The 21,663-nt window shown below is 74.3% G+C and carries 17 protein-coding genes; 12 read left to right on the top strand and 5 right to left on the bottom strand.

Features of this window, described 5'->3' with window-relative positions; translation table 11 throughout:
* Positions 1-107 precede the first annotated feature (107 nt).
* Genes ACZ60W_RS32400 through ACZ60W_RS32390 form a run of 3 tightly spaced genes read right to left on the bottom strand, consistent with a single transcriptional unit; the run spans position 108 to position 2,678 of the window.
* Positions 108-335, bottom strand: coding sequence for a hypothetical protein (locus ACZ60W_RS32400; protein ID WP_366305896.1), 228 nt, complete (start codon positions 333-335; stop codon positions 108-110).
* A gap of 20 nt (positions 336-355) precedes the next feature.
* Positions 356-2,476 carry a 4-alpha-glucanotransferase gene (malQ, locus tag ACZ60W_RS32395; RefSeq protein ID WP_469758968.1) on the bottom strand — a complete coding sequence of 707 codons (2,121 nt, stop codon included), beginning with the start codon at positions 2,474-2,476 and terminating at the stop codon, positions 356-358.
* A gap of 1 nt (position 2,477) precedes the next feature.
* Positions 2,478-2,678: a hypothetical protein gene (locus tag ACZ60W_RS32390; RefSeq protein WP_469758971.1), complete on the bottom strand. Its 201-nt coding sequence runs from the start codon at positions 2,676-2,678 to the stop codon at positions 2,478-2,480.
* Between the two features lie 236 nt (positions 2,679-2,914).
* Between ACZ60W_RS32390 and ACZ60W_RS32385 the strand changes: the two genes are divergently transcribed.
* On the top strand, positions 2,915-6,052 hold the full coding sequence (locus ACZ60W_RS32385; RefSeq protein WP_469758967.1) for a beta-N-acetylglucosaminidase domain-containing protein: 3,138 nt from the start codon (positions 2,915-2,917) through the stop codon (positions 6,050-6,052).
* Between the two features lie 49 nt (positions 6,053-6,101).
* Here the strand turns inward: ACZ60W_RS32385 and ACZ60W_RS32380 are convergent, their stop codons facing one another.
* Positions 6,102-6,665: an HNH endonuclease gene (locus ACZ60W_RS32380; RefSeq protein WP_366305888.1), complete on the bottom strand. Its 564-nt coding sequence runs from the start codon at positions 6,663-6,665 to the stop codon at positions 6,102-6,104.
* A gap of 278 nt (positions 6,666-6,943) precedes the next feature.
* Between ACZ60W_RS32380 and ACZ60W_RS32375 the strand changes: the two genes are divergently transcribed.
* The 10 genes from ACZ60W_RS32375 (at position 6,944) to ACZ60W_RS32330 (ending at position 19,137) form a co-directional block, all read left to right on the top strand.
* Positions 6,944-7,999 (top strand): mechanosensitive ion channel family protein, encoded by a 1,056-nt coding sequence (locus ACZ60W_RS32375; protein WP_469758966.1) that lies wholly within the window; start codon positions 6,944-6,946, stop codon positions 7,997-7,999.
* Positions 8,000-8,250: 251 nt separating this feature from the next.
* Positions 8,251-9,465: an ROK family transcriptional regulator gene (locus ACZ60W_RS32370; protein ID WP_469758965.1), complete on the top strand. Its 1,215-nt coding sequence runs from the start codon at positions 8,251-8,253 to the stop codon at positions 9,463-9,465.
* A 59-nt stretch (positions 9,466-9,524) separates the two neighbouring features.
* Complete coding sequence (locus ACZ60W_RS32365) at positions 9,525-10,871, top strand: ABC transporter substrate-binding protein (protein WP_469758964.1); 1,347 nt, start codon at positions 9,525-9,527, stop codon at positions 10,869-10,871.
* A gap of 133 nt (positions 10,872-11,004) precedes the next feature.
* Positions 11,005-11,886, top strand: a complete 882-nt coding sequence (locus ACZ60W_RS32360; RefSeq protein ID WP_469758970.1) for a carbohydrate ABC transporter permease — start codon at positions 11,005-11,007, stop codon at positions 11,884-11,886.
* 3 nt (positions 11,887-11,889) lie between these two features.
* Positions 11,890-12,774 carry a carbohydrate ABC transporter permease gene (locus ACZ60W_RS32355; RefSeq protein WP_469758963.1) on the top strand — a complete coding sequence of 295 codons (885 nt, stop codon included), beginning with the start codon at positions 11,890-11,892 and terminating at the stop codon, positions 12,772-12,774.
* Positions 12,775-12,776: 2 nt separating this feature from the next.
* Positions 12,777-14,042 (top strand): 6-phospho-beta-glucosidase, encoded by a 1,266-nt coding sequence (locus tag ACZ60W_RS32350; RefSeq protein ID WP_469758962.1) that lies wholly within the window; start codon positions 12,777-12,779, stop codon positions 14,040-14,042.
* Entirely contained in the window at positions 14,033-15,025 is a 993-nt protein-coding gene (locus ACZ60W_RS32345; protein WP_469758961.1) for an N-acetylglucosamine kinase, read from the top strand. The genes ACZ60W_RS32350 and ACZ60W_RS32345 overlap by 10 nt, the downstream gene beginning before the upstream one ends.
* Positions 15,026-15,321: 296 nt before the next feature.
* Positions 15,322-16,749, top strand: coding sequence for a hypothetical protein (locus ACZ60W_RS32340; protein WP_469758960.1), 1,428 nt, complete (start codon positions 15,322-15,324; stop codon positions 16,747-16,749).
* A gap of 11 nt (positions 16,750-16,760) precedes the next feature.
* Positions 16,761-17,792 (top strand): glutamate ABC transporter substrate-binding protein, encoded by a 1,032-nt coding sequence (locus ACZ60W_RS32335; protein ID WP_469758959.1) that lies wholly within the window; start codon positions 16,761-16,763, stop codon positions 17,790-17,792.
* A gap of 67 nt (positions 17,793-17,859) precedes the next feature.
* Positions 17,860-19,137 (top strand): hypothetical protein, encoded by a 1,278-nt coding sequence (locus tag ACZ60W_RS32330; protein WP_469758958.1) that lies wholly within the window; start codon positions 17,860-17,862, stop codon positions 19,135-19,137.
* Between the two features lie 25 nt (positions 19,138-19,162).
* Here the strand turns inward: ACZ60W_RS32330 and ACZ60W_RS32325 are convergent, their stop codons facing one another.
* On the bottom strand, positions 19,163-19,531 hold the full coding sequence (locus tag ACZ60W_RS32325) for a hypothetical protein (protein ID WP_469758957.1): 369 nt from the start codon (positions 19,529-19,531) through the stop codon (positions 19,163-19,165).
* On the opposite strand from ACZ60W_RS32325, the gene ACZ60W_RS32320 reads away from it, so the two are divergent.
* Positions 19,524-21,662, top strand: a complete 2,139-nt coding sequence (locus tag ACZ60W_RS32320; protein ID WP_469758956.1) for a serine/threonine-protein kinase — start codon at positions 19,524-19,526, stop codon at positions 21,660-21,662. The genes ACZ60W_RS32325 and ACZ60W_RS32320 overlap by 8 nt on opposite strands.
* Position 21,663 lies beyond the last annotated feature (1 nt).

Below are 21,663 nucleotides of genomic sequence, written 5' to 3'. Positions count from 1 at the left end.
CTCCGCTGCCCCCCAGAGGGCGCACCGGGGCCCCCCCCCCCCCCCCCGGTCCCCCCCCCCCCCCCCCCCCCCCCCCCCCCGCCCTCGGCGTCGGACCGTGGAGGCGGTTACGCCTTCTTGGACTTGTCGAGCACCATCACCAGGCCGATGATGACCAGGAACAGCACCAGCGGGGTGGCCACGAACAGGCCGAGCGTCTCGACGACACTCAGCTTGGGGGCCGGGTCGTCACCGTCGTCGCGGGTCAGCGCGAGCGCGGGGGACGACATGAGCAGCATCATCAGCGTCGTACCGGCCGCGATGGAGCCGGCGCGCAGTGCGTTCTTCTTGTCCACGGTGCAAACGTAGCGAACACCTAAACGGACCGCGCGCCCGGGGGTGCCGTACGGGCGCCCCGCCGGACGGCGGCCGGTCCGCCGGGGTCCGTACGGGTGTGCAGCTCCCGCAGCAGGGCGTGCGCCCGGGGCGAGGCGGCGAGCTGTTCGAGGGTCAGCGGCTGGCCGTCCGGGCCCGCCACCGGCAGCCGCCAGTTGGGGTACTGGTCCCAGGTGCCTGGCAGGTTCTGCGGCCTGCGGTCGCCCACCGCGTCCGGCAGCCACACCCCCACCATCCGGGCCGGGGTGGCCAGCAGGAACCGGTGGACGGCCCGGATCGCGGCCTGCTCGTCCCCCGGCCCCTCCGGCAGCAGCCCGAGCCGCTGGAACAGGCCCAGCCACTCGGCGGTCTCGACCGCGTCCGCCGCCCGGTCGCGCTCCGGGTCGCCGTCCAGGAGCCCGAGCCGGTGACGCAGGGCGACGTGGTCGCCGGAGAGCCGGGCGGCGGTGGACGGCAGGTCGTGGGTGGTGGCCGTGGCGACGCACTCCGCGCGCCACTCCTCCGCCGGCAGCGGCCGGCCGGTGCCCGCCCAGTCCCGCTCGAACCACAGCACCGAGGTGCCGAACACCCCGCTGCCGGCCAGTCGCTCCCGCACCCCCGGCTCGACCGTGCCGAGGTCCTCGCCGATGACGAGGGCGCCGGCGCGGTGCGCCTCCAGGACGAGGACGGCGAGCATCGCCTCGGCGTCGTAGCGGACGTAGGTCCCCTCGGTGGGTTCGAGCCCCTCCGGCACCCACCAGAGCCGGAACAGGCCCATGACGTGGTCGATGCGCAGCGCGCCCGCGTGGCGCAGGAGTTCGCGCAGGAGCCCGCGGTACGGGGCGTAGCCCGCGGCCGCGAGGGCGTCGGGCCGCCACGGCGGCAGGCCCCAGTCCTGCCCCCGGGAGTTGAAGGCGTCCGGCGGGGCGCCGACCGACATGCCGGCCGCGAAGGCGTCCTGCTGCGCCCAGGCGTCGGAGCCCTCGGGATGGACGCCCACGGCCAGGTCGTGCACGATCCCGATCGCCATCCCGGCCTCCCGGGCCGCCGCGGCGGCGTCGGCCAGCTGCCGGTCCGTCAGCCAGGCGAGCCGGCAGTGGAAGTCGACGCGGGCGGCGAGGTCCGGGTCGGCGCGGACGGCCGCCTCCGCCGTGCGGGGCCGGCGCAGCTCCTCGGGCCACTCCCGCCAGTGCGGGCCGTGCCGTTCGGCGAGGGCCTGGTAGGTGGCGTGGTCCTCCAGGGCGCGGCCCCGTTCGGCGAGGAAGTCGTGGAAGTCGGCGCGCCGGCCCGGACCGAGCTCCACGGCGCCGACGACGAGCTCCAGGGCCCGCCGCTTGACGTCCCACACGGCGTCCCGGTCGATCAGCGCGCCCTTGCCGAGGACCCGTTCGCGCAGCTCGGCCGCGTCGGCGAGGATCCGGTCCAGCTCCTCGCGGCGCTCGGGGCCCACCAGTGCGTACTCGGGGACCTCCTCGATCCGCAGGTGGACGGGGTCGGGGAAGCGGCGCGAGGAGGGGCGGTACGGGGAGGGGTCGGTGGGCGCCCCGGGCACGCCCGCGTGGAGCGGGTTGACCTGGACGAAACCGGCGCCGTGGGTCCGGCCCGCCCAGCCGGCGAGTTCGCGCAGGTCGCCGAGGTCGCCCATGCCCCAGGAGCGTGAGGAGAGCAGGGAGTACAGCTGGACGAGCAGCCCGTAGGTCCGGTGCTCGGGGGCGGGCACGCGCGCGGGGCTCACGATCAGGGTGGCGGTGGCGGTGCGGCCGTCGGGCGCCTCCGCCTCGACCGTGTGGACGCCGAGGGGCAGCCGCTCCCAGTCCCGGCCGCCGAGGACGGCTCCCGCCTCGGTGGTGACCCGCAGACGGGTGCCGACCGGCAGGCCGGCCGGGGGGCGGAGCGGCTCGCCGCCCCCGCGGTGGACGAGGGTGGCGGGCAACAGGCGCTCCGCCTCGGCCCGTTCCGCCGCGCCGAGGGCGGCGTCGACCGCCTCCGGCGTGGTCGCGTCGACCCCGAGCGCGCCGAGGACGGCGACCACGGTGGCGTCGGGCACGGGCACGGTGACGCCCTCGGAGGGGCTGTACGCGGTGGCGACGCCGTGACGGGCGGCGAGACGGGCCAGGGTCACTTCACACTCCGGGGGACTCCGTGCCACCCGCGCTGCCGGGGGCGGTGGGCTCGCTGGTGAGGGGTGCCGCCTCGGTCAGCGGCGGTTCACTGGTGAGGGGTGCCGCGTCGGGCAGCGGCGGTTCGCTGGTCAGCGGCGCGGTGTCGTCCGGCGCCTGCTGCGGAATCCGTATCCGTCCGAGATGGTGGGCGGTCGTGGTCACGGGGGTCTCCCGGTTCGTCTCGACTGGTGGGACCTGGGGGTGCGACTGAGCCCTACCCACCGCACCTCGTTTTACCGGCGCAAAGTGACGAAGTGACGTCACCTCGCCGACGGCTCGCCGGGCAAAGCCGACACATCGCCCTCGTGCATTGACACGTCCGTGGGGCGGGTGGTGGGCTCGTGACCCACTCGTGACCAAACCGGCGGAGCGGCCGGGCCTGTCCGAAGGGAGACCCCGTGCACCTGGGGCGCAGGAAGGGCACCGCGACGGCCGTCGCCGCCGCCGTCATCGGCGGCCTCCTGGGCGGAGCCGCCCCGGGCCCGGTCTACGCGGCCCCGGTGGCCCCGGCCTCCCCGGCCCCGACGGCGGACCCGAAGGCCCCGACCGCGGACCCGAAGGCCCCCGCGGCGCCGGCGGACCCGAAGGCGCCCGCCCGTTCGTCGGCGGGCGCGGTCGTCGCCCCGCTGCCCGAGGTGTGGCCTCGGCCGCAGTCCCTGGCCACCGCCGGGCCCTCCGTGCGCCTCGGCGAGGAGGTGACGCTGCTCGCCGACGCCGACGCCGATCCGTACGCCCTCGCCGAGCTGCGCGCGCTGCTCCGGGCCGCCGGGGTGCGGACCGTCCACACCGGACTCCCCGGCCGGGGCCCGGTGCTCCGGGCCGCGGGCCCCTCCGGCGAGGCGGCCGAGGCGGCGCTGACCGCCCTGGGCGTGCCCGAGCGGCTCGACCTGCCGCGCGGCGGCTACCGCCTGGCGACCGGCCGCCACGAGGGGCGCGAGACCGTGGTCCTGGACGGCGTCGGCGAGGACGGCCTGTTCCACGCCGTACAGACGCTCCGCCAACTCCTCGGCAGCGGCGGCGAGGTGCCCGGCGTGGTGGTCCGCGACTGGCCGGGCACGGCCGAGCGGGGCATCACCGAGGGGTTCTACGGACGTCCCTGGACGCTCGGACAGCGCCTCGCCCAGCTGGACTTCCTGGGCCGGACCAAGCAGAACCGCTATCTGTACGCGCCGGGCGACGACCCGTACCGGCAGGCGCAGTGGCGCGAGCCCTACCCGGCCGCGCAGCAGGCGGAGTTCCGTGCGCTCGCCGAACGGGCCAGGGCCCGGCACGTGACGCTCGGCTGGGCCGTGGCGCCCGCCCAGTCCATGTGCCTGTCCTCGACGGGCGACGTGGCGGCGCTGACCCGGAAGCTCGACTCCCTGTGGGCGCTCGGGGTGCGCGCCTTCCAGCTCCAGTTCCAGGACGCCTCGTACGACGAGTGGCACTGCGACAGGGACGCCGACACCTTCGGGCGGGGTCCCGAGGCGGCGGCCGCCGCCCACGCGCGCGTGGCGAACACCGTCGCCCGTCACCTGGCCGACCGCCACCCGGGCTCCGAGCCGCTGACGGTGATGCCGACGGAGTACTACCAGGACGGCACGACGGCCTACCGCACCCGGCTCGCCGAGACGCTCGACGCGGACGTGCGCGTGGCCTGGACCGGTGTCGGCGTCGTCCCGCGCACCATCACCGGCGGCGAGCTGGCCGGCGCGCGCGGCGCCCTGCGGCACCCGCTGGTCACCATGGACAACTACCCGGTCAACGACTACGCGCAGGACCGCCTCTTCCTCGGCCCGGCCCTGGGCCGGGAGCCGGCCGTGGCCGCCGGTTCCGCCGCGTTCCTCGCGCACGCCATGGAACAGTCCACGGTCTCCCGCATCCCGCTCTTCACCGCCGCCGACTACGCCTGGAACCCGCGGGGCTACCGGCCGCGGGAGTCCTGGCGAGCCGCCGTCGACGACCTCGCGGGCCCCGACCCGGCGGCCCGTGAGGCGCTGCGGGCGCTCGCCGGGAACGCCTCCTCCTCGATCCTCGACCCGAAGGGCGAGTCGGCGTACCTGACGCCGCTGTTCGCCGCGTTCCGCGCCTCGCTCACCGCCCCGGACACACCGGCCGGCCGCGTCGCGCGCGAGAAGGCGGCGCGCGAGCTGCGGGCCGCGTTCACCGTGATGCGCCGGGCACCCGAACGGCTCGCGTCCACCGCGGGCTCGGCCCTCGGCACGGAGACCGGCCCCTGGCTCGAACAGCTCGCGCGGTACGGCGAGGCCGGTGAGACGGCGGTCGACATGCTGCTGGCCCAGGAGCGCGGCGACGGCGCGGCAGCCTGGCGGGCCAGGCTGGACCTCGAACGGCAGCGGGAGGCCCTGGGCGCGAGCCGGGTGACGGTCGGCGCGGGCGTGCTCGACCCCTTCCTCACGCGCGCGGTGGCGGATTCGACGGCCTGGACCGGCGCCGACCGGACCGCCGCGGCGCCGGCCGAGCGCGCCCCGGGCTCGTACACGGTGCGGCTCGACCGGACGCGGCCCGTGGAGGCGCTGACCGTGCTCGCCGGGCCCGCCGGGGGCCGGAGCGCGGACGCGCGCGTGGAGGCGCACGTCCCCGGGGAGGGCTGGAGGGCGCTCGGCGCGCTGTCGGCCTCGGGCTGGACCCAGACCGATCCGAAGGGGCTGCGGGCGGACGCGCTGCGGGTGGTGTGGACCGACGGGGGCGCGGTCCCCGACGTGCGCGCGCTGGTGCCGTGGTTCGCCGACGGGCCCCGCGCCGGACTCGCCCTGGCCCGCACGGAGACCGACGCGGAGATCGGCGGGCCCGCGCGCCGGGTGGACGTGGAGCTGTCGGGCACGCGCGCGGGGGAGGTCCGCGGGGCACTGACGGCGAAGGCGCCGAAGGGCATCGCCGTCGTGCTGCCCCGGGAGGCGGCCGTGCGGCGCGGGACCCGGACGACCGTGCCCCTGGAGGTGTCCGTGGCGGCGGACGTGCCGGCCGGCTCGTACCGCGTGCCGGTCTCCTTCGCGGGCGAGGAACGGGTGCTGACCGTCCGGGCCTTCCCGCGGACGGCGGGCCCGGATCTGGCGCGGACGGCGAAGGCGTCCTCCTCGGGCGACGAGACCCCGGACTTCCCGGCGTCCTCGGCGGCCGACGGCGACCCGGCCACCCGCTGGTCCTCCCCCGCCGAGGACGGCGCCTGGTGGCAGCTGGAACTGGCCGAGCCCGCGCGGATAGGGCAGGTGGTGCTGCACTGGCAGGACGCGTACGCCTCCCGCTACCGCGTCCAGGTCTCGGCCGACGGCCGGGTGTGGCGCACGGCGGCGACCGTCGCGGACGGGCGCGGCGGCCGGGAGTCGGTCCGGATGGACGCGGCGGACACGCGCTTCCTGCGGGTGCAGGGCGAGACCCGGGCGACCCGGTTCGGGTACTCGCTCTGGTCCGTGGAGACCTACGCCGTGGACGCGCCGGAGCCGACCGGGACCGCGGGGCCCGGGGAGCCGGCGTCGCCGGGTGAGCCGGTGCCGCCCGCGGAGAAGGGCGCGACCGGGGAGCGGAGCACCCCCTGAGGGTGCGCCGCTCCCGTGCCGGAGGCCCCGCGTACGCGAAAGGCCCGGGTCAACCCGTCGTCAGCGCCCTCACGGGGGCGTCGGCGACGGAGTCGATCCGGGCCATCACGTCCTCGGCTCCGTACGGCTGGAGGTACGGCAGCCACCGGGGGTCCCGGTGGCCGGTGCCGATGATCCGCCAGGCGAGGCCGGAGGGCGGCGCCGGTTGATGGCGCAGGCGCCAGCCGATCTCGCGGAGGTGGCGGTCCGCCTTGACGTGGTTGCAGCGGCGGCAGGCCGCCACCACGTTGTCCCAGGCGTGGGTGCCGCCGCGGCTGCGCGGGATGACGTGGTCGACGCTGGTGGCGACGCCCCCGCAGTACACGCAGCGCCCGCCGTCGCGGGCGAAGAGCGCCCGGCGGGTCAGGGGAACGGGCCCCCGGTAGGGGACCCGTACGAAGCGCTTCAGTCGCACCACGCTGGGCGCGGGGAGGACTTGGGTCTCGCTGTGCAGGAAGGCGCCGGATTCCTCGAGGCAGAGTGCCTTGTTCTCCAGGACGAGGACGAGTGCGCGGCGGAGCGGTACGACGCCGAGCGGCTCGTACGACGCGTTGAGGACCAGGACATGCGGCACGGATGCCTCCTATGACGCCGGCGGCGCGTGGCTCGCGCCGGGACGAACTGCTCTCAGTCTCTCCTCATGGCCCGGCGATGCGCCACCACGTGCGGGAATCGGGGTGACGGGCCCGGAGTGTTCTCGACCACATCGGCGGCTCCTTGCACCGCCTTCCGCTTACCTGCCTCTTACTTGCCCAGGTGAGGTCCGCCTCTCCCTCGAACACGGCAACAGGACCATGTCCGACGCCCCGTTAGTGTGGAAGACCTGCGTCCGCGATCCCTGGAGGTTGCCCCGTGTCCTGGTCCGCCCTGGCGGCTGCCACCGAACCCGAGCCCATTCCGGTGACCCTGGACGAGGCCGCGGAGAAGGCCACGAACGCGGCGAGCTGGGTGGAGGAGAACTGGTCCACCTGGCTGAACACCGGGCTGCGCATCCTGCTGATCCTGATCGTCGCGCTGCTGCTGCGGATGGCCGTCCGCCGTGCGCTGACGAAGCTGATCGAGCGGATGAACCGTTCGGCGCAGGCGGTGGAGGGGACGGCGCTGGGCGGTCTCCTCGTCAACACCGAGCGGCGCCGGCAGCGCTCGGAGGCGATCGGCTCGGTCCTGCGCTCGGTCGCGTCCTTCCTCATCCTGGGCACGGCGGGGCTGATGATCCTCGGCGCCTTCAAGATCGACCTCGCGCCGCTGCTGGCCTCGGCCGGCGTGGCCGGTGTGGCGATCGGCTTCGGCGCGCGGAACCTGGTGACGGACTTCCTCTCGGGCGTCTTCATGATCCTGGAGGACCAGTACGGCGTGGGCGACTCGGTCGACGCGGGCGTGGCCTCCGGCGAGGTCGTCGAGGTGGGCCTGCGGGTGACCAAGCTGCGCGGTGTGGACGGCGAAATCTGGTACGTGCGCAACGGCGAGATCAAGCGGATAGGAAACCTCAGCCAGGGCTGGGCGACGGCGGGCGTGGACGTGACCGTCCGGCCGACGGAGGACCTGGAGCGGGTGCGGTCGGTGATCGCCGAGGCGGCGGACTCCATGACGAAGGACGAGCCGTGGAACGAGCGCCTGTGGGGCCCGGTGGAGGTGCTCGGCCTGAGTGAGGTGCTGCTCGACTCCATGACCGTCCGGGTCTCGGCGAAGACGATGCCGGGCAAGGCCCTGGGCGTGGAGCGCGAGCTGCGCTGGCGCATCAAGCGGGGTCTGGACGAGGCCGGCATCCGGATCGTCGGCGGGGTTCCGGCGCAGGCCGAGGAGGCGGCGGACCCGACGGCGGGCATGGCGGCGCCGTCCGTGTTCGCCTCGACGACCTCGCCGCAGTCGGCGGCGACGACCCCGCTGCCGAAGGACCTCTCGAAGTAGCCCTCGGCTCCTCCTTCTCCTCCGCGTCCCCCTCGTTGCGGGGCCGGACGTCCGGGGCCCCGACGCCCCCGCGGGTAACGCTTTGGTTGCCTTCGGGGGCGTCGCGCGTCCCCGGGTATTGACGCCCCCGTGACGGCCGCCTTACCTTCCTCCCACCGAATAGGAAACTTTCCTAACAGAGCAGTGGGAGAACGGGCCCGCCGACAGGCAGCACAATGGCCCGACCAGCGTCGAAGGGCAGGTGCGATCTCATGGCCGGTACGGCCCCGGGAACCCCCGGAACACCACGCGTCCTGCGGGCCATGAACGACCGCGCCGCCCTGGACCTCCTCCTGGAGCACGGCACCCTCTCGCGCACCCGGATCGGCAAGCTCACCGGCCTGTCCAAGCCGACCGCCTCCCAGCTCCTCGCCCGCCTCGAAGCGGCCGGGCTCGTCGTCGCCACCGGCACCACCGAAGGCCGGCCCGGACCCAACGCCCAGCTCTACGCGGTGAACGCGCGCGCCGCGTACGCCGCCGGACTCGACGTCAACCAGTTCCGCATCCGCGCCGCCGTCGCCGACATCACCGGCGAGATCGTCGGCGAGTACGAGCTCCGCACCCCCGGCCGCTCCGCCTCCGGCGTCGTCCGCCAGGTCGCCGACGCCCTCGACGGGGCCGTCAAGGCGGCCGGCGTCACCGCCGAGGACGTCCGCCGCCTCGTCATCGGCACCCCCGGCGCCTTCGACCCGGCCACCGGGCGCCTGCGCTACGCCTCCCACCTCCCCGGCTGGCACTCCCCCACCCTCCTGGAGGAGCTGGCCGCCGTCCTGCCCATGCCGTTCGAGTACGAGAACGACGTCAACCTCGTCGCCGTCGCCGAGCAGCGCGTCGGCGCCGCCCGCGGCCACGCGGACTTCTTCCTGCTGTGGAACGAGGAGGGCATGGGCGCCGCCGTCGTCCTCGGCGGCCGGCTGCACCGCGGCTTCACCGGGGGCGCCGGCGAGGTCGGCTTCCTGCCCGTGCCCGGCACCCCGCTCGTCCGGCAGGTCACCAAGGCCAACTCCGGCGGCTTCCAGGAACTCGCGGGCGTCCAGTCCGTGCCCCGGATCGCCCGCGCCGCCGGCATCGAGACGCCGGAGCAGCCGTACGTCACCGTCGCCGCCCGGCTGCTCACCCACGCCGCCGGGGCGCACGGCGAGGACCCGCGGTACGCGGAGCTGCTCGACCGGTACGCCGAGCGGCTCGCCGTCGGGCTCTCCTCGATCGTCGCCGTGCTCGACCCCGAACTGATCGTGCTGTCGGGCGACGCCCTCGTCGCCGGCGGCGAACCGCTGCGCGCCCGCGTGCAGTCCGCCCTCGCCGACCTCGCCGCCTCCCGGCCCCGGCTCGTCCTCTCCGCCGTCCCCCGCCGCCCCGTGCTGCGCGGCGCCCTCGAAAGCGCCCTGGCCACCACCCGTGACGAGGTCTTCGACACCTCGCGCTGACCACGACCCCACCGCCCCACCGTTCCCCCCGCCACCCCTCGCCCCAGGGAGACTCCGCCATGCCCGCACGTCCGCGCAGAGCCGCAGCCGCGCTCGCCGCCACCGCCTCGATCGCCCTCTTCGCCTCCGCCTGTACGGGCTCGGCGAACAACGGCGCCACCGACGACCCCGACGCGCAGACCACCATCACGTTCTGGCACGGCTGGTCGGCGCCCGCCGAGGTCAAGGCGATCGAGGACAACGTCGCCCGCTTCGAGAAGGCCCACCCGAACATCAAGGTGAAGGTCGTCGGCAACATCAACGACGACAAGCTGGGCCAGGCGCTGCGCGCGGGAGGCTCGAACGGCCCGGACGTCGTCTCGTCCTTCACGACGGCCAACGTCGGCAAGTTCTGCTCCTCGGGCGCCCTCGCCGACCTCAAGCCCTTCATAGAGAAGTCGAAGCTGGACCTCGACAAGACCTTCCCGAAGGTCCTCCAGGACTACACCCAGTTCGAGGGCAAGCGCTGCACGCTGCCGCTGCTCTCCGACGCGTACGGGCTCTACTACAACAAGGACGCGTTCAAGGCGGCCGGACTCGACCCCGAGGCGCCGCCGAAGACCTGGTCGCAGTTCACCGAGGTCGCGAAGAAGCTGACCAAGGCCAAGGGCGACTCCTACGAGCGGCTCGGTGTCATGCCGACCTACCTCGGCTACGAGACCGTGGTCTCGCACTACATGTCGCAGTGGAAGCACGGCGGTTACTTCGCGGCGGACGGCACGTCGAACGTCGCCAAGGACCCGGCGTTCGCCGAGATGATGACCTACCAGAAGTCCCTGGTCGACGCCCTGGGCGGGTTCCAGCGGCTCGACAAGTACCGCACGGGCTTCGGCGACGAGTGGGGCGCCAAGCACCCCTTCCAGACCGGTCAGGTCGCCATGCAGCTGGACGGCGAGTGGCGGCTGAACTTCGTCAAGGAGGCCAAGGTCCCGTTCGAGGTCGGCGTCGCGCCGCTCCCCGTGGCCGACGACGAGCTGGCCGAGTACGGCAAGGGCTACCTCTCCGGCACGATCATGGGCATCGCGCCGCAGAGCACCAAGCAGAACGCGGCCTGGGAGCTGGTCAAGTACATGACCACGGACACCGACGCGGTGGTGAGCTTCGCCAACGCCATCGGCAACGTGCCCTCCACCCTGGACGCGCTGAAGTCCCCGAAGCTCGCCTTCGACCCCCGCTTCAAGACGTTCCTGGACATCGCCCGCCACCCGGCGTCCACCACCTCGGACGGCGCGGTCAACGGCTCGGCCTACCAGGACACCCTCCAGAAGTTCGCCCAGCAGTACGAGAAGGGCCAGGTCACGGACCTGAAGAAGGGCCTCGCGGACACCGCGGCCCAGATCGACCGCGACATCGCCGCGGCGAAGTGACGGCCGGGACCCACCCATGAGCACGGACACCCTGCCCGCGAAGGAGGCGGCCGCCCCGGCCGCCGCCTCCCCCGGGGGACGGAACACGCTGCGGGCCAAGCGCCGGCGCAACGCGCTCCGCACCCTGGCGTTCATGTCCCCCTGGCTGATCGGCTTCGGCGTCTTCTTCGCCTACCCGCTGATCTCCACCGTGTACTTCTCCTTCATGCGCTACGACGGCCTCAACCCGCCGTCCTGGCGCGGCCTGGACAACTGGACGTACGTCTTCGGCGACTTCCCCCAGTTCTGGCCCGCCCTGCAGAACACCCTGTGGCTCGCCGTCGTGATGGTCAGCTGCCGGGTCCTGTTCGGCCTCGGCGTCGGCATGCTGATCACCAGGATCAAGACCGGGGCCGGCGTCTTCCGCACGCTGTTCTACCTGCCCTACCTGGCACCGCCGGTGGCCGCCACGCTCGCCTTCGTCTTCCTGCTCAACCCCGGCACCGGACCGGTCAACTCGCTCCTGGAGGCGGTCGGGCTGCCCGCCCCCTCCTGGTTCAACGACGCCTCCTGGTCCAAGCCCGCGCTGACCGTCCTCGCGGTCTGGGGCGTCGGCGACCTCATGGTCATCTTCATGGCCGCCCTCCTCGACGTGCCGAAGGAGCAGTACGAGGCCGCCGAGCTCGACGGCGCGTCCGCCTGGCAGCGGTTCCGCTACGTCACGCTGCCCAACATCTCGCCGATCGTGCTCTTCGCGGTCGTCACCGGGATCATCGGCGCGATGCAGTACTACACGCAGCCGATCGTGGCCTCCAAGGTCGCGTCGGGCGTGATGGGCGGCTCCGGCGTCACCTTCGTCCCGGGCTACCCGGACGACTCCACGCTGACCCTGCCGCAGCTCGTCTACAGCCTCGGCTTCAGCCAGTTCAACTACGGCGCCGCCTGCGTCGTGGCGCTGGTGCTCTTCGCCTTCTCCATGGCCTTCACCGCGCTCCTCATGCGCCGGCGCGGCGGCCTGATCGGCTCGGGTGACTGACACATGACGACCGCAACCGCACCCGCCGCGCGCGGGGCCGGCCCCGCCGAGAAGCGCGCCCGCCGCAGGGCGCTGCTGCACTGGATCGCCGTGCACTCGCTCGGCATCGCCGCGGCCCTGTTCTTCGTCCTGCCGTTCGTCTTCGTCCTCCTCACCTCGCTGATGGGCGACGACCAGGCGCTCACCCGGGACCTGACGCCGAACTCCTGGCACTGGGACAACTACGTCAAGGTCTTCGAGACGCCGGGCTTCCTCACCTGGTGGAAGAACTCCCTGCTGTACGCGGGGCTCGGCACCGTCCTCGTGGTGGTGTCCTCGATCCCCGTGGCGTACGCGCTCGCCAAGTTCCGCTTCCGCGGACGGCACCTGTCGCTGCTGCTCGTCATCTCGATGATGATGCTGCCGCCGCAGGTCGTGATCATCCCGATGTACCTGTTCTGGGCCAAGCAGATGGACCTCTCCGGCTCCCTGTGGCCGCTGATCATCCCGATGGCCTTCGGTGACGCCTTCGCCATCTTCCTGCTGCGCCAGTTCCTGCTGACCATCCCGAACGAGTACGTCGAGGCCGCGCGGATCGACGGGTGCGGCGAGTTCCGCACCCTCATCCGGGTCGTGCTGCCGATGGCCAAGCCCGGCATCGCCGCCGTGGCCCTGTTCCAGTTCTTCTACTGCTGGAACGACTACTTCGGGCCGCAGATCTACGCCTCCGAGAACCCGGCCGCCTGGACGCTCAGTTACGGCCTGGAGTCCTTCAAGGGCGCGCACCACACCGACTGGAATCTGACCATGGCCGCGACCGTGCTGGTCATGGCCCCCGTGATCCTCGTGTTCTTCTTCGCCCAGAAGGCGTTCGTCGAGGGAGTCACACTGACCGGAGTGAAGGGCTGACCATGAAGCTCACAGTCGTGGGGGGCGGTTCCACCTACACCCCCGAACTCATCGACGGATTCGCGCGGCTGCGCGACACCCTGCCCATCACCGAACTCGTCCTCGTCGACCCCGCCGCCGAGCGGCTCGAACTGGTCGGCGGCCTGGCCCGGCGCATCTTCGCCAAGCAGGACCACGCGGGGCGGGTCACCACCACCACCGACCTCGACGCCGGGGTCGAGGGCGCCGACGCCGTCCTACTCCAGCTGCGGGTCGGCGGACAGGCCGCCCGCCTCCAGGACGAGACGTGGCCGCTGGAGTGCGGCTGCGTCGGCCAGGAGACCACCGGCGCCGGCGGCCTCGCCAAGGCGCTGCGCACCGTCCCGGTGGTCCTGGACATCGCCGAGCGGGTGCGGCGCACCAACCCGGACGCCTGGATCATCGACTTCACCAACCCTGTCGGCATCGTCACGCGCGCGCTGCTCCAGGCCGGGCACAAGGCCGTCGGCCTGTGCAACGTCGCCATCGGCTTCCAGCGGAAGTTCGCCGCGCTCCTCGACGTGACCCCGGCCGAGGTCCACCTCGACCACGTCGGGCTCAACCACCTGACGTGGGAGCGGGCGGTCCGGATCGGCGGCCCCGAGGGCGAGAACGTGCTGCCCCGGCTGCTCGCCGAGCACGGCGACGCGGTCGCCGACGACCTGCGCCTGCCGCGCCCGGTCCTGGACCGGCTGGGCGTCGTCCCCTCGTACTACCTGCGGTACTTCTACGCGCACGACGAGGTGGTCAGGGAGCTCGGCACCAAGCCGTCCCGGGCCGCCGAGGTCGCGGCGATGGAGAAGGAGCTCCTGGAGATGTACGGGGACCCGGCGCTCGACGAGAAGCCGGCCCTGCTCGCCAAGCGCGGCGGCGCCTTCTACTCGGAGGCGGCCGTGGACCTGGCGGCGTCCCTGCTGGGCGGCGGCGGCTCGCCGTACCAGGTGGTGAACACGTACAACAACGGCACGCTGCCGTTCCTGCCGGACGACGCCGTCATCGAGACGCAGGCCGCGGTCGGCGCGCACGGCGCCACGCCGCTGCCGGTCGCGCCGGTGGACCCGCTGTTCGCCGGGCTGATCGCGCACGTCACGGCCTATGAGGACCTGGCCCTGGAGGCGGCGCTGCGCGGCGGACGCGACCGGGTCTTCAAGGCCCTCCTCGCCCACCCGCTGGTGGGCCAGTACGCGTACGCCGACGGGCTGACCGACCGGCTGGTCGCGCACAACCGGGAGCACCTCGCGTGGGCGTGAACCCGGACGGCGTCCTCCTCGCGGTCGACGCGGGGAACAGCAAGACCGACGTCGCGGTGGTCTCCCGGGGCGGCAGCGTCCTCGGGACGGCCCGCGGCGGCGGGTTCCAGCCCCCGGTGGTGGGGGTGGAGACGGCGGTCGACGGGCTCGCCGAGATCGTCGGGCGGGCGTGGCAGGAGGCCGGCGGCGGCGAGCGCTCCCCCGCGTTCGCGCACGTCACGGCCTGTCTGGCCAATGCCGACCTGCCCGTGGAGGAGGTCGCGCTCCGGGCCGAGCTGCTCGACCGGGGCTGGAGCGGCGACGTCCGCGTGCACAACGACACCTTCGCCATACTGCGCGCCGGGCTCGACGAGCCGCGCGGTGTCGCGGTGGTCTGCGGCGCGGGGATCAACTGCGTGGGGATGACGCCGGACGGGCGGACCGCGCGGTTCCCGGCGATCGGGAAGATCTCCGGCGACTGGGGCGGGGGCGGCGGACTCGCCGAGGAGGCGCTGTGGAGCGCGGCGCGGGCCGAGGACGGCCGGGGCCTGCCCACCGCGCTCGCCGACGCGCTGCCCGCCTACTTCGGCCTGCAGTCGATGTACGCGCTGATCGAGGCGCTGCACCTGGGCGGGGTGCCGTTCGAGCGGCGGCACGAGCTGACGCCGGTGCTCTTCGCGGTCGCGGCCGCGGGCGACGCGGTGGCGCTGTCGCTCGTGCACCGGCTCGCCGACGAGGTCGTCGCCATGGCGGCGGTCGCGCTGCGCCGGCTGGGGCTCGACCGGGAGGAGGCGCCGGTGATGCTGGGCGGCAGCGTGCTCGCCGCCCGCCATCCGCAGCTGGAGGAGCGGATCCGCGCGCTGCTCGCGGAGCGGGCCCCGAAGGCCGTGGTCGGCTTCGTGACGGCGCCGCCGGTGCTCGGGGCGGGGCTGCTCGCGCTGGACGCGGTGGAGGCCGGGCCGGAGGCCGGGGCCCGGCTGCGGGAGCACTACGCGGCGGTCTGACCTACGCCGCCGCGGGGCGTTCCGTCGTCACGACGGGGCGCCCCGCACGCATGTTCACCCTTTCGAGGGGTGTCCGAAAGGGAACCGATCTTGGCCGGGCGGCGTATTCAAGGTGAGGGGGTTCGCCTGCGGATGTGCCGGGGGCATGGGGCACGATAGGAACAAGATCCAGTCAATCCCGGTGTGCGGACGGCCCCCTGAGGCCATACTGCTGGCCGGGTGGTCGTCCACCGGCACCGGTCTCCGCCGGGTCGCCGGAGGGGCCGGCCGACGTCAGCGACCGAGGGGGAGGTCAAGTGACACACCCGCCGAACGCGCCCGCCGCCCCGGCGGCGCAGGGCACGGCGCAGGCGCCCGCGCGCCCGGGAACCGTGCCCGCGCAGCCGTCGCCGGTGTCCGTCACGCCCCCGCCCGCGGGGCGCGGCGCCTGGGCCGTGGGCCGCGAGCGGCTGCGGGTGGCCGCGACGACGGAGCCCGGCCGGCTGCAGATCCTCGGCGCCGTCCTGGCGCTGCTCGTCGTGGCGTTCGGGGCGGTCAGCGCCCTGGAGGTGTCCGACCGGGCCTCCGCCGCCGACGACGTGGTCAGCCGCAGCCAGCCCCTGAGCGCCGACGCCGCCGCGATCTACCGCTCCCTCGCCGACGCCGACTCCACCGCCGCCGGCGGCTTCCTGGCCGGCACTTTGGAGCCCGCCGCGTCCCGCGCGCGGTACGACCGGGACATCACCACCGCCTCCCGGCTGCTGGTCAAGGCCGCGGCGAACACGGACGGTTCCTCCCCGTCCGCCCACGAGATCGCCGCCCTCAACGAACAACTGCCCCGCTACACGGGTCTGATCGAGCGCGCCCGGGCCGCCAACCGGCAGGGCCTCCCCCTCGGCGGCGCCTATCTGCGGTACGCGAACCAGCAGATGACCTCCGCGCTGCTGCCCGCAGCCGAGCGGCTCTACGCGGCGGAGTCCGAGCGGCTGCACCGCGACGACGACGCGGCCCGCACCTGGCCGTTCCTGTCGCTCGCGCTCGGCCTGGTCGCCCTGGCCGCCCTGGCCTGGGCCCAGCGCCGCACCTACGCCCGGACGAACCGCGTCTTCAACCACGGGCTGCTGGCCGCCACCGCGGCCACCGTCGTCGTCCTGCTCTGGCTCGTCGCCGGGCACACCGTCGCGCGGTCCGGTCTCGACACCGCACGCGCGCACGGACAGGAGTCCCTCCAGGTCCTCAACACCGCCCGGATCAGCTCGCTGACCGCCCGCGCCAACGAGAACCTGACCCTGGTCGCCCGCGGTGCCGTCCTCACCGAGGACGGCAAGGGCGACAAGTACGAGGCGGACTACACGGCGAGCATGACCGCCCTGACGGACGCGCTCGCCCGCGCGCGGGAGCTCGCCGACGACGACGCGGGACGCGGCCCGGTCGACGAGTCCGCCACCCGCACCGGCGAGTGGCAGCAGCGCCACAAGGACGCCCGCGCCAAGGACGAGGCCGGCGACTACGAGGGCGCCCTCGGCCGGATCGTCGGATCCGACCGCTCCACGGGCCAGTCCTTCGACCAGGTCGACGCCGCCCTGGAGCGCGCGCTCGCCCACGAGCAGAACGAGTTCACCCGCTCCGCCGGGGACGCCAGGGACGCGCTGACGGCGCTGCCGCTCGGCGCGGCGGCGCTCGGCATCCTCGGCGCCGCGGGCGCCGTGCTCGGCATCAACCGCAGACTGTCGGAGTACCGGTGAGAGGGGGCGGGATGCCGAACGGCCTTGACCCGCTGGTGCGGCGGACGGCCCGGCGGCTGCGCGGCTGGGGCGGGGTGGCGGCCATGGCCGTGGCCTGCGGGCTCACCGCCTCGCTCACCCTGCTCCCGCTGGCCCACGACGGCGCCGGCGCGGCGCCCACCCCCTGGACGCCCGGCCCCGGAGTGGGCACCGGCGTCCACGTCAAGGCGGACACCTGCGAGCACCCCGAGGCCTCTCTGACGCCCTCGTCGGCGGACGGCCCCTCGATCCGGGCGATCAAGGACCGCGGGAAGCTGATCGTCGGCGTCGACCAGTCCAGCTACCGCTGGGGTTACCGGAACCCGGAGAAGGGCGTCCTGGAGGGCTTCGACATCACGCTCGCCCGGGCCATCGCGAAGGACGTCCTCGGCGACGAGAACGCGATCATCTTCCGCGCGATCCCGACCAACCAGAGGATCGCGGCCCTGGACGGCGGCAAGGTCGACCTCGTCGTGCGCACGATGACGATCAACTGCAAGCGGATCGAGCAGGTCGCCTTCTCCACCGCGTACTTCCAGGCCGGCCAGCAGGTCCTCGCGCCCAAGCTCGCCACGGACATCACCGGTTACGACTCCTCGCTGCGCGGCAAGCGGATCTGCACCGCCGAGGGCTCGACGGCCTACGACGCGCTGGTGGAGAACTCCTTCGGCGCGGTCTTCAAGGACGAGGGCGACGGCACGAAGGACGACCGGGACCTGCTGACCGTGCCCAACCAGCTGGACTGCCTGGCCCGGCTCCAGATGGGCGAGGTCGACGCGGTCGTCACCGACAACGCCCTCGCGGCCGGACAGGCCGCCCAGGACCCGGCGGTCGAACTGAAGGGCCGGCCCTTCACGCGGGAGTACTACGGCGTCGCGGCCAAGCTCGGCAACGACGACCTGGTCCGCCGGGTCAACCAGGTCCTGGTGGGCTACCGGCAGGGCCCCTGGCAGGCCGCGTACAAGGAGTGGCTGGAGAAGGACCTGCCGGGGATAACCGGCCCTCCCGCCCCCAGGTACAAGTGACGTGGCCGAGCAGCCCTGCGCACGCCCCGTACGAGTAATCCTGCACACGAAGCGGAAGAGGTGACCGATGGGCGTCACGGGACCCCCCGGGCCGGTGATGGACCGGGACGAGGTGGACCGTGCGCTGGCGCGGCTCGGCGCGGAGCACAAGGCGATCGAGGACTCGCTCCTCGCGCTCCAGGACCACGCGGGCCGCAGACTGCTCGAAGGCGCCGAGCTGACCGGCACCACCCGGGACCGCTGGGCGGCCGCGGAGCGGACCATCACCCTGCTCTGGACCTGTTTCGACGTGTACACCGGCGCCCTGCGGGAGGCGCGTGAGGTGCGCGCGCGGCGCCGCTGGCCGGCCCGCGAGGAGCTGGTGGAGCTGACGGACCGGCTGCGCGGCGAGAGCGTGCTCGTGGCCGGCGGCGCCGGCGAGCAGGCGCTGCTGACCGAGCGCTTCAGCCTGGAGCGGCTGGTCCACCGGATGAACGAGCTGTACGCCTCCTCGCTCGACCTGGTCGTCACGGCCGACGCGGTGTGGTCGGCGCTGCCCGCCCGGATAGACCTGCTCGCCGCCGAACTGGGCCGGACGCGCTCGCTCGCGCACTCGGTGGGCGTCCGGCCGGGCGAGCACCCCGCGGGGGACGAGCTGGAGGCGATCACGGCCGAGCTGACCGCGCTGCGGTCCCAGGTGGTGACCGATCCGCTGGCCTTCTGGCGTCCGGCGGCGGGGAGTTCGGCGCCCGGCGGCGGCCGTCCCGACACCGGGCGGTACGACCGGGCGGCGCTGGCCCTGGAGGACGTCCGGCGCGAGATCGAGGCCGTCCTCGCGGTGCGGCAGGACTCCGAGGACCGGCTGCTGCGGCTGCGGGACGTGCTGTCGCGGGCCGACCGGACGCTCGCCGAGGCGCGGTCCGCGCGCGGCGAGGTCCTCGCGAAGATCGCCGCGTCGGAGGTGCCGGCGGTCAGCGGGCCGCCGACGGCGCTCCAGGAGCGCCTGGCGACCGCCGCCGAGTACCGCCGGCACGCGCAGTGGCACCGGCTCTCCCCGCTCCTGGACTCCCTGGAGCGGGAGGCGGAGGACGAACTGCTGCGGGCCCGCGAGTCGCTGACCGCGGTCACGGCGCCGCTCGCGGTCCGCGCCGAGCTGCGCGGCCGCCTCGACGCGTACAAGGCGAAGGTGGCCCGGCTCGGCGCGGCGGAGGACCCGCTGCTCGTGGAGCGGTACGACGCGGCCCGCAGGATGCTGTGGAGCGCGCCGTGCGACCTGCGGGTCGCGGAACAGGCCGTCCTGCGCTACCAGCAGGCGGCGGCGGACGTACTGTCCGGCCCGAGAGACGCGGGAGGACGACAGTGGTGAGCGGGGAGACGGGCGTGGGGAGCTGTCAGCGTCCCTCGTGCGAGGGTTCGTACGAGGACATGGGGGGCGGCGAGCTGTACTGCGACACCTGCGGGCTCGCGCCGGTCGTGGCGCCCGGCGGGATGATCGCGTCGACGCCGACCGGGATGGCCGTGCCCGGGCGGGGGGCGGGCCCGGTCGGAGGGGCGGACTCGGCCTCGTCGCGCGGTTCGCGTGCCTCGTCGCGGGCCTCGTCGCGCTCCTCCACCTCCCGCAGGTCGGTCTCCGGCCGGCTGTCGCGCGCCCTGTCCGGGGCGTCCGGCGCGTCCACCGCCCGTTCGGTGTCGGTGCGCAGCTCCGGTTCGTCGACCGGGCAGTCCGCGCGGAACCGGCTGGGGGCGGGGCTGGTGGCCATCCCGGAGGTGCCGCGGCCCGATCCGCGGGGCGCGGTGATGGAGAACGCCGAGGTCCCCGAGCGGAAGCGTTTCTGCTCCCGTTCCGACTGCGGCGCCCCGGTGGGCCGCTCGCGGGGTGACCGGCCGGGCCGCACGGAGGGCTTCTGCACCAAGTGCGGGCACCCGTACTCCTTCGTGCCCAAGCTGCGGGCGGGGGACATCGTCCACGGCCAGTACGAGGTGGCGGGCTGTCTCGCGCACGGCGGACTCGGCTGGATCTACCTCGCGGTCGACCGGGCCGTCTCCGACCGGTGGGTGGTCCTCAAGGGCCTGCTCGACACGGGCGACCAGGACGCGATGGCCGCGGCGATCTCGGAGCGCCGCTTCCTCGCCGAGATCGAGCACTCCAACATCGTCCGCATCTACAACTTCGTCGAGCACCTCGACCAGCGCACCGGCTCCCTGGACGGCTACATCGTCATGGAGTACGTCGGCGGCAAGTCCCTCAAGGAGATCGCCAACGACCGGCGCACCCCGGACGGCCGCCGCGACCCGCTGCCGGTCGAGCAGGCCTGCGCGTACGGGATCGAGGCCCTGGAGGCCCTCGGACACCTGCACAGCCGGAACCTGCTGTACTGCGACTTCAAGGTCGACAACGCCATCCAGTCCGAGGACCAGCTGAAGCTCATCGACATGGGCGCGGTCCGGCGGATGGACGACGACGAGTCCGCGATCTACGGCACGGTCGGCTACCAGGCGCCGGAGGTGGCCGAGGTCGGCCCGTCGGTGGCGAGCGACCTGTACACGGTGGCGCGCACGCTCGCGGTGATGACCTTCGACTTCCAGGGCTACACGAACGTCTTCGTGGACGCCCTGCCCGACCCGGAGCACATCGAGGTCTTCCGGACCTACGAGTCCTTCTACCGCTTCCTCGTCCGCGCGACCGACCCCGATCCGGCGCGGCGGTTCTCCTCGGCGCAGGAGATGGCCGAGCAGCTGACCGGGGTGCTGCGCGAGGTGGTGGCCCTGCAGTCGGGCCGCCCCCGGCCGGCCCTGTCGACCTTGTTCGGGACGGAGGTGCGGGTGACGGACACGGCGCTGTTCGCCGAACTCACCGAGGACGTCTCGCTGCTCGGCGCCCGCAAGGGGGCCGGCCGGCTCCGCGGGGCGGGGCGCGCGCCGGCCGCGGCGCCGTCCGCGCCGGGCGCGGGGCTCGCCGGGGTGCTCGCGCCGGTCGACACGCCGGCCACCGCGCTCGCGCTGCCCGTTCCGCGCGTCGACGCCTCCGACCCCAACGCCGGCTTCCTCGCCGGTCTCGCGGCCGCCGCGCCCGTCGAGCTGCTCGCGGCGCTCCAGGCCGTCCCCTCCCCCTCGGCCGAGCTGCGCCTGCGCGCCCTGCGGGCCCAGCTGGAGCTGGGCGACCTGTCGTCCGCCGGCCGGACCCTGGCGGGCGTGGAGGAGCGGGACCCGGACGACTGGCGGGTCGTCTGGTACCGGGGGGTCACCTCCCTGGTGACCGGCGACCACGAGCAGGCGGCCCTGGCCTTCGACGCGGTGTACGACGCCTTTCCCGGCGAGCCCGCGCCCAAGCTCGCCCTGGGGATCTGCGCCGAGGTGCTCGGCCAGCTGGACAACGCCGCCGAGTACTACCACCTGGTGTGGACGACCGACCCCGGCTTCGTCAGCGCGGCCTTCGGGCTGGCCCGGGTGCGGCTCGCGGCGGGCGACCGGACCGGTGCCGTCGACGCCCTGGAGTCCGTGCCGGAGGCGTCGATCCACTACACGGCCGCCCGGGTCGCGGCGGTGCGGGCGCGGCTGCGGCGGCGCCCGGCGCACGACCCGATCGGCGGCGACCTGACGGCCGCCGCGGCGCAGGTCTCCGCGCTCCAGGGCTTCGGTCTGGACGCGGTGCGCCGCGAGCAGTTGTCGACGGAGGTCCTCGGAACGGCCCTGGACTGGGTACTCTCCGGGAGTCCCGGTGCGGCACCGGGCGGCGGCGCGCTGCTGCTCGGGAGCGAACTGGACGAGCGCGGACTGCGCTTCGGCCTCGAACGCTCGTACCGGGTGCTGGCCCGGCTCGCCCAGCAGGGCGACGAGAGGATCGAACTGGTGGAGCGGGCCAACCGCTTCCGTCCCCGGACGTGGGTGTGAG

The organism is Streptomyces sp. NPDC104202 (genome assembly GCF_055584185.1).
Note: the sequence above shows the minus strand (reverse complement) of the source record. Positions and strands in the feature narration are given on the sequence as shown.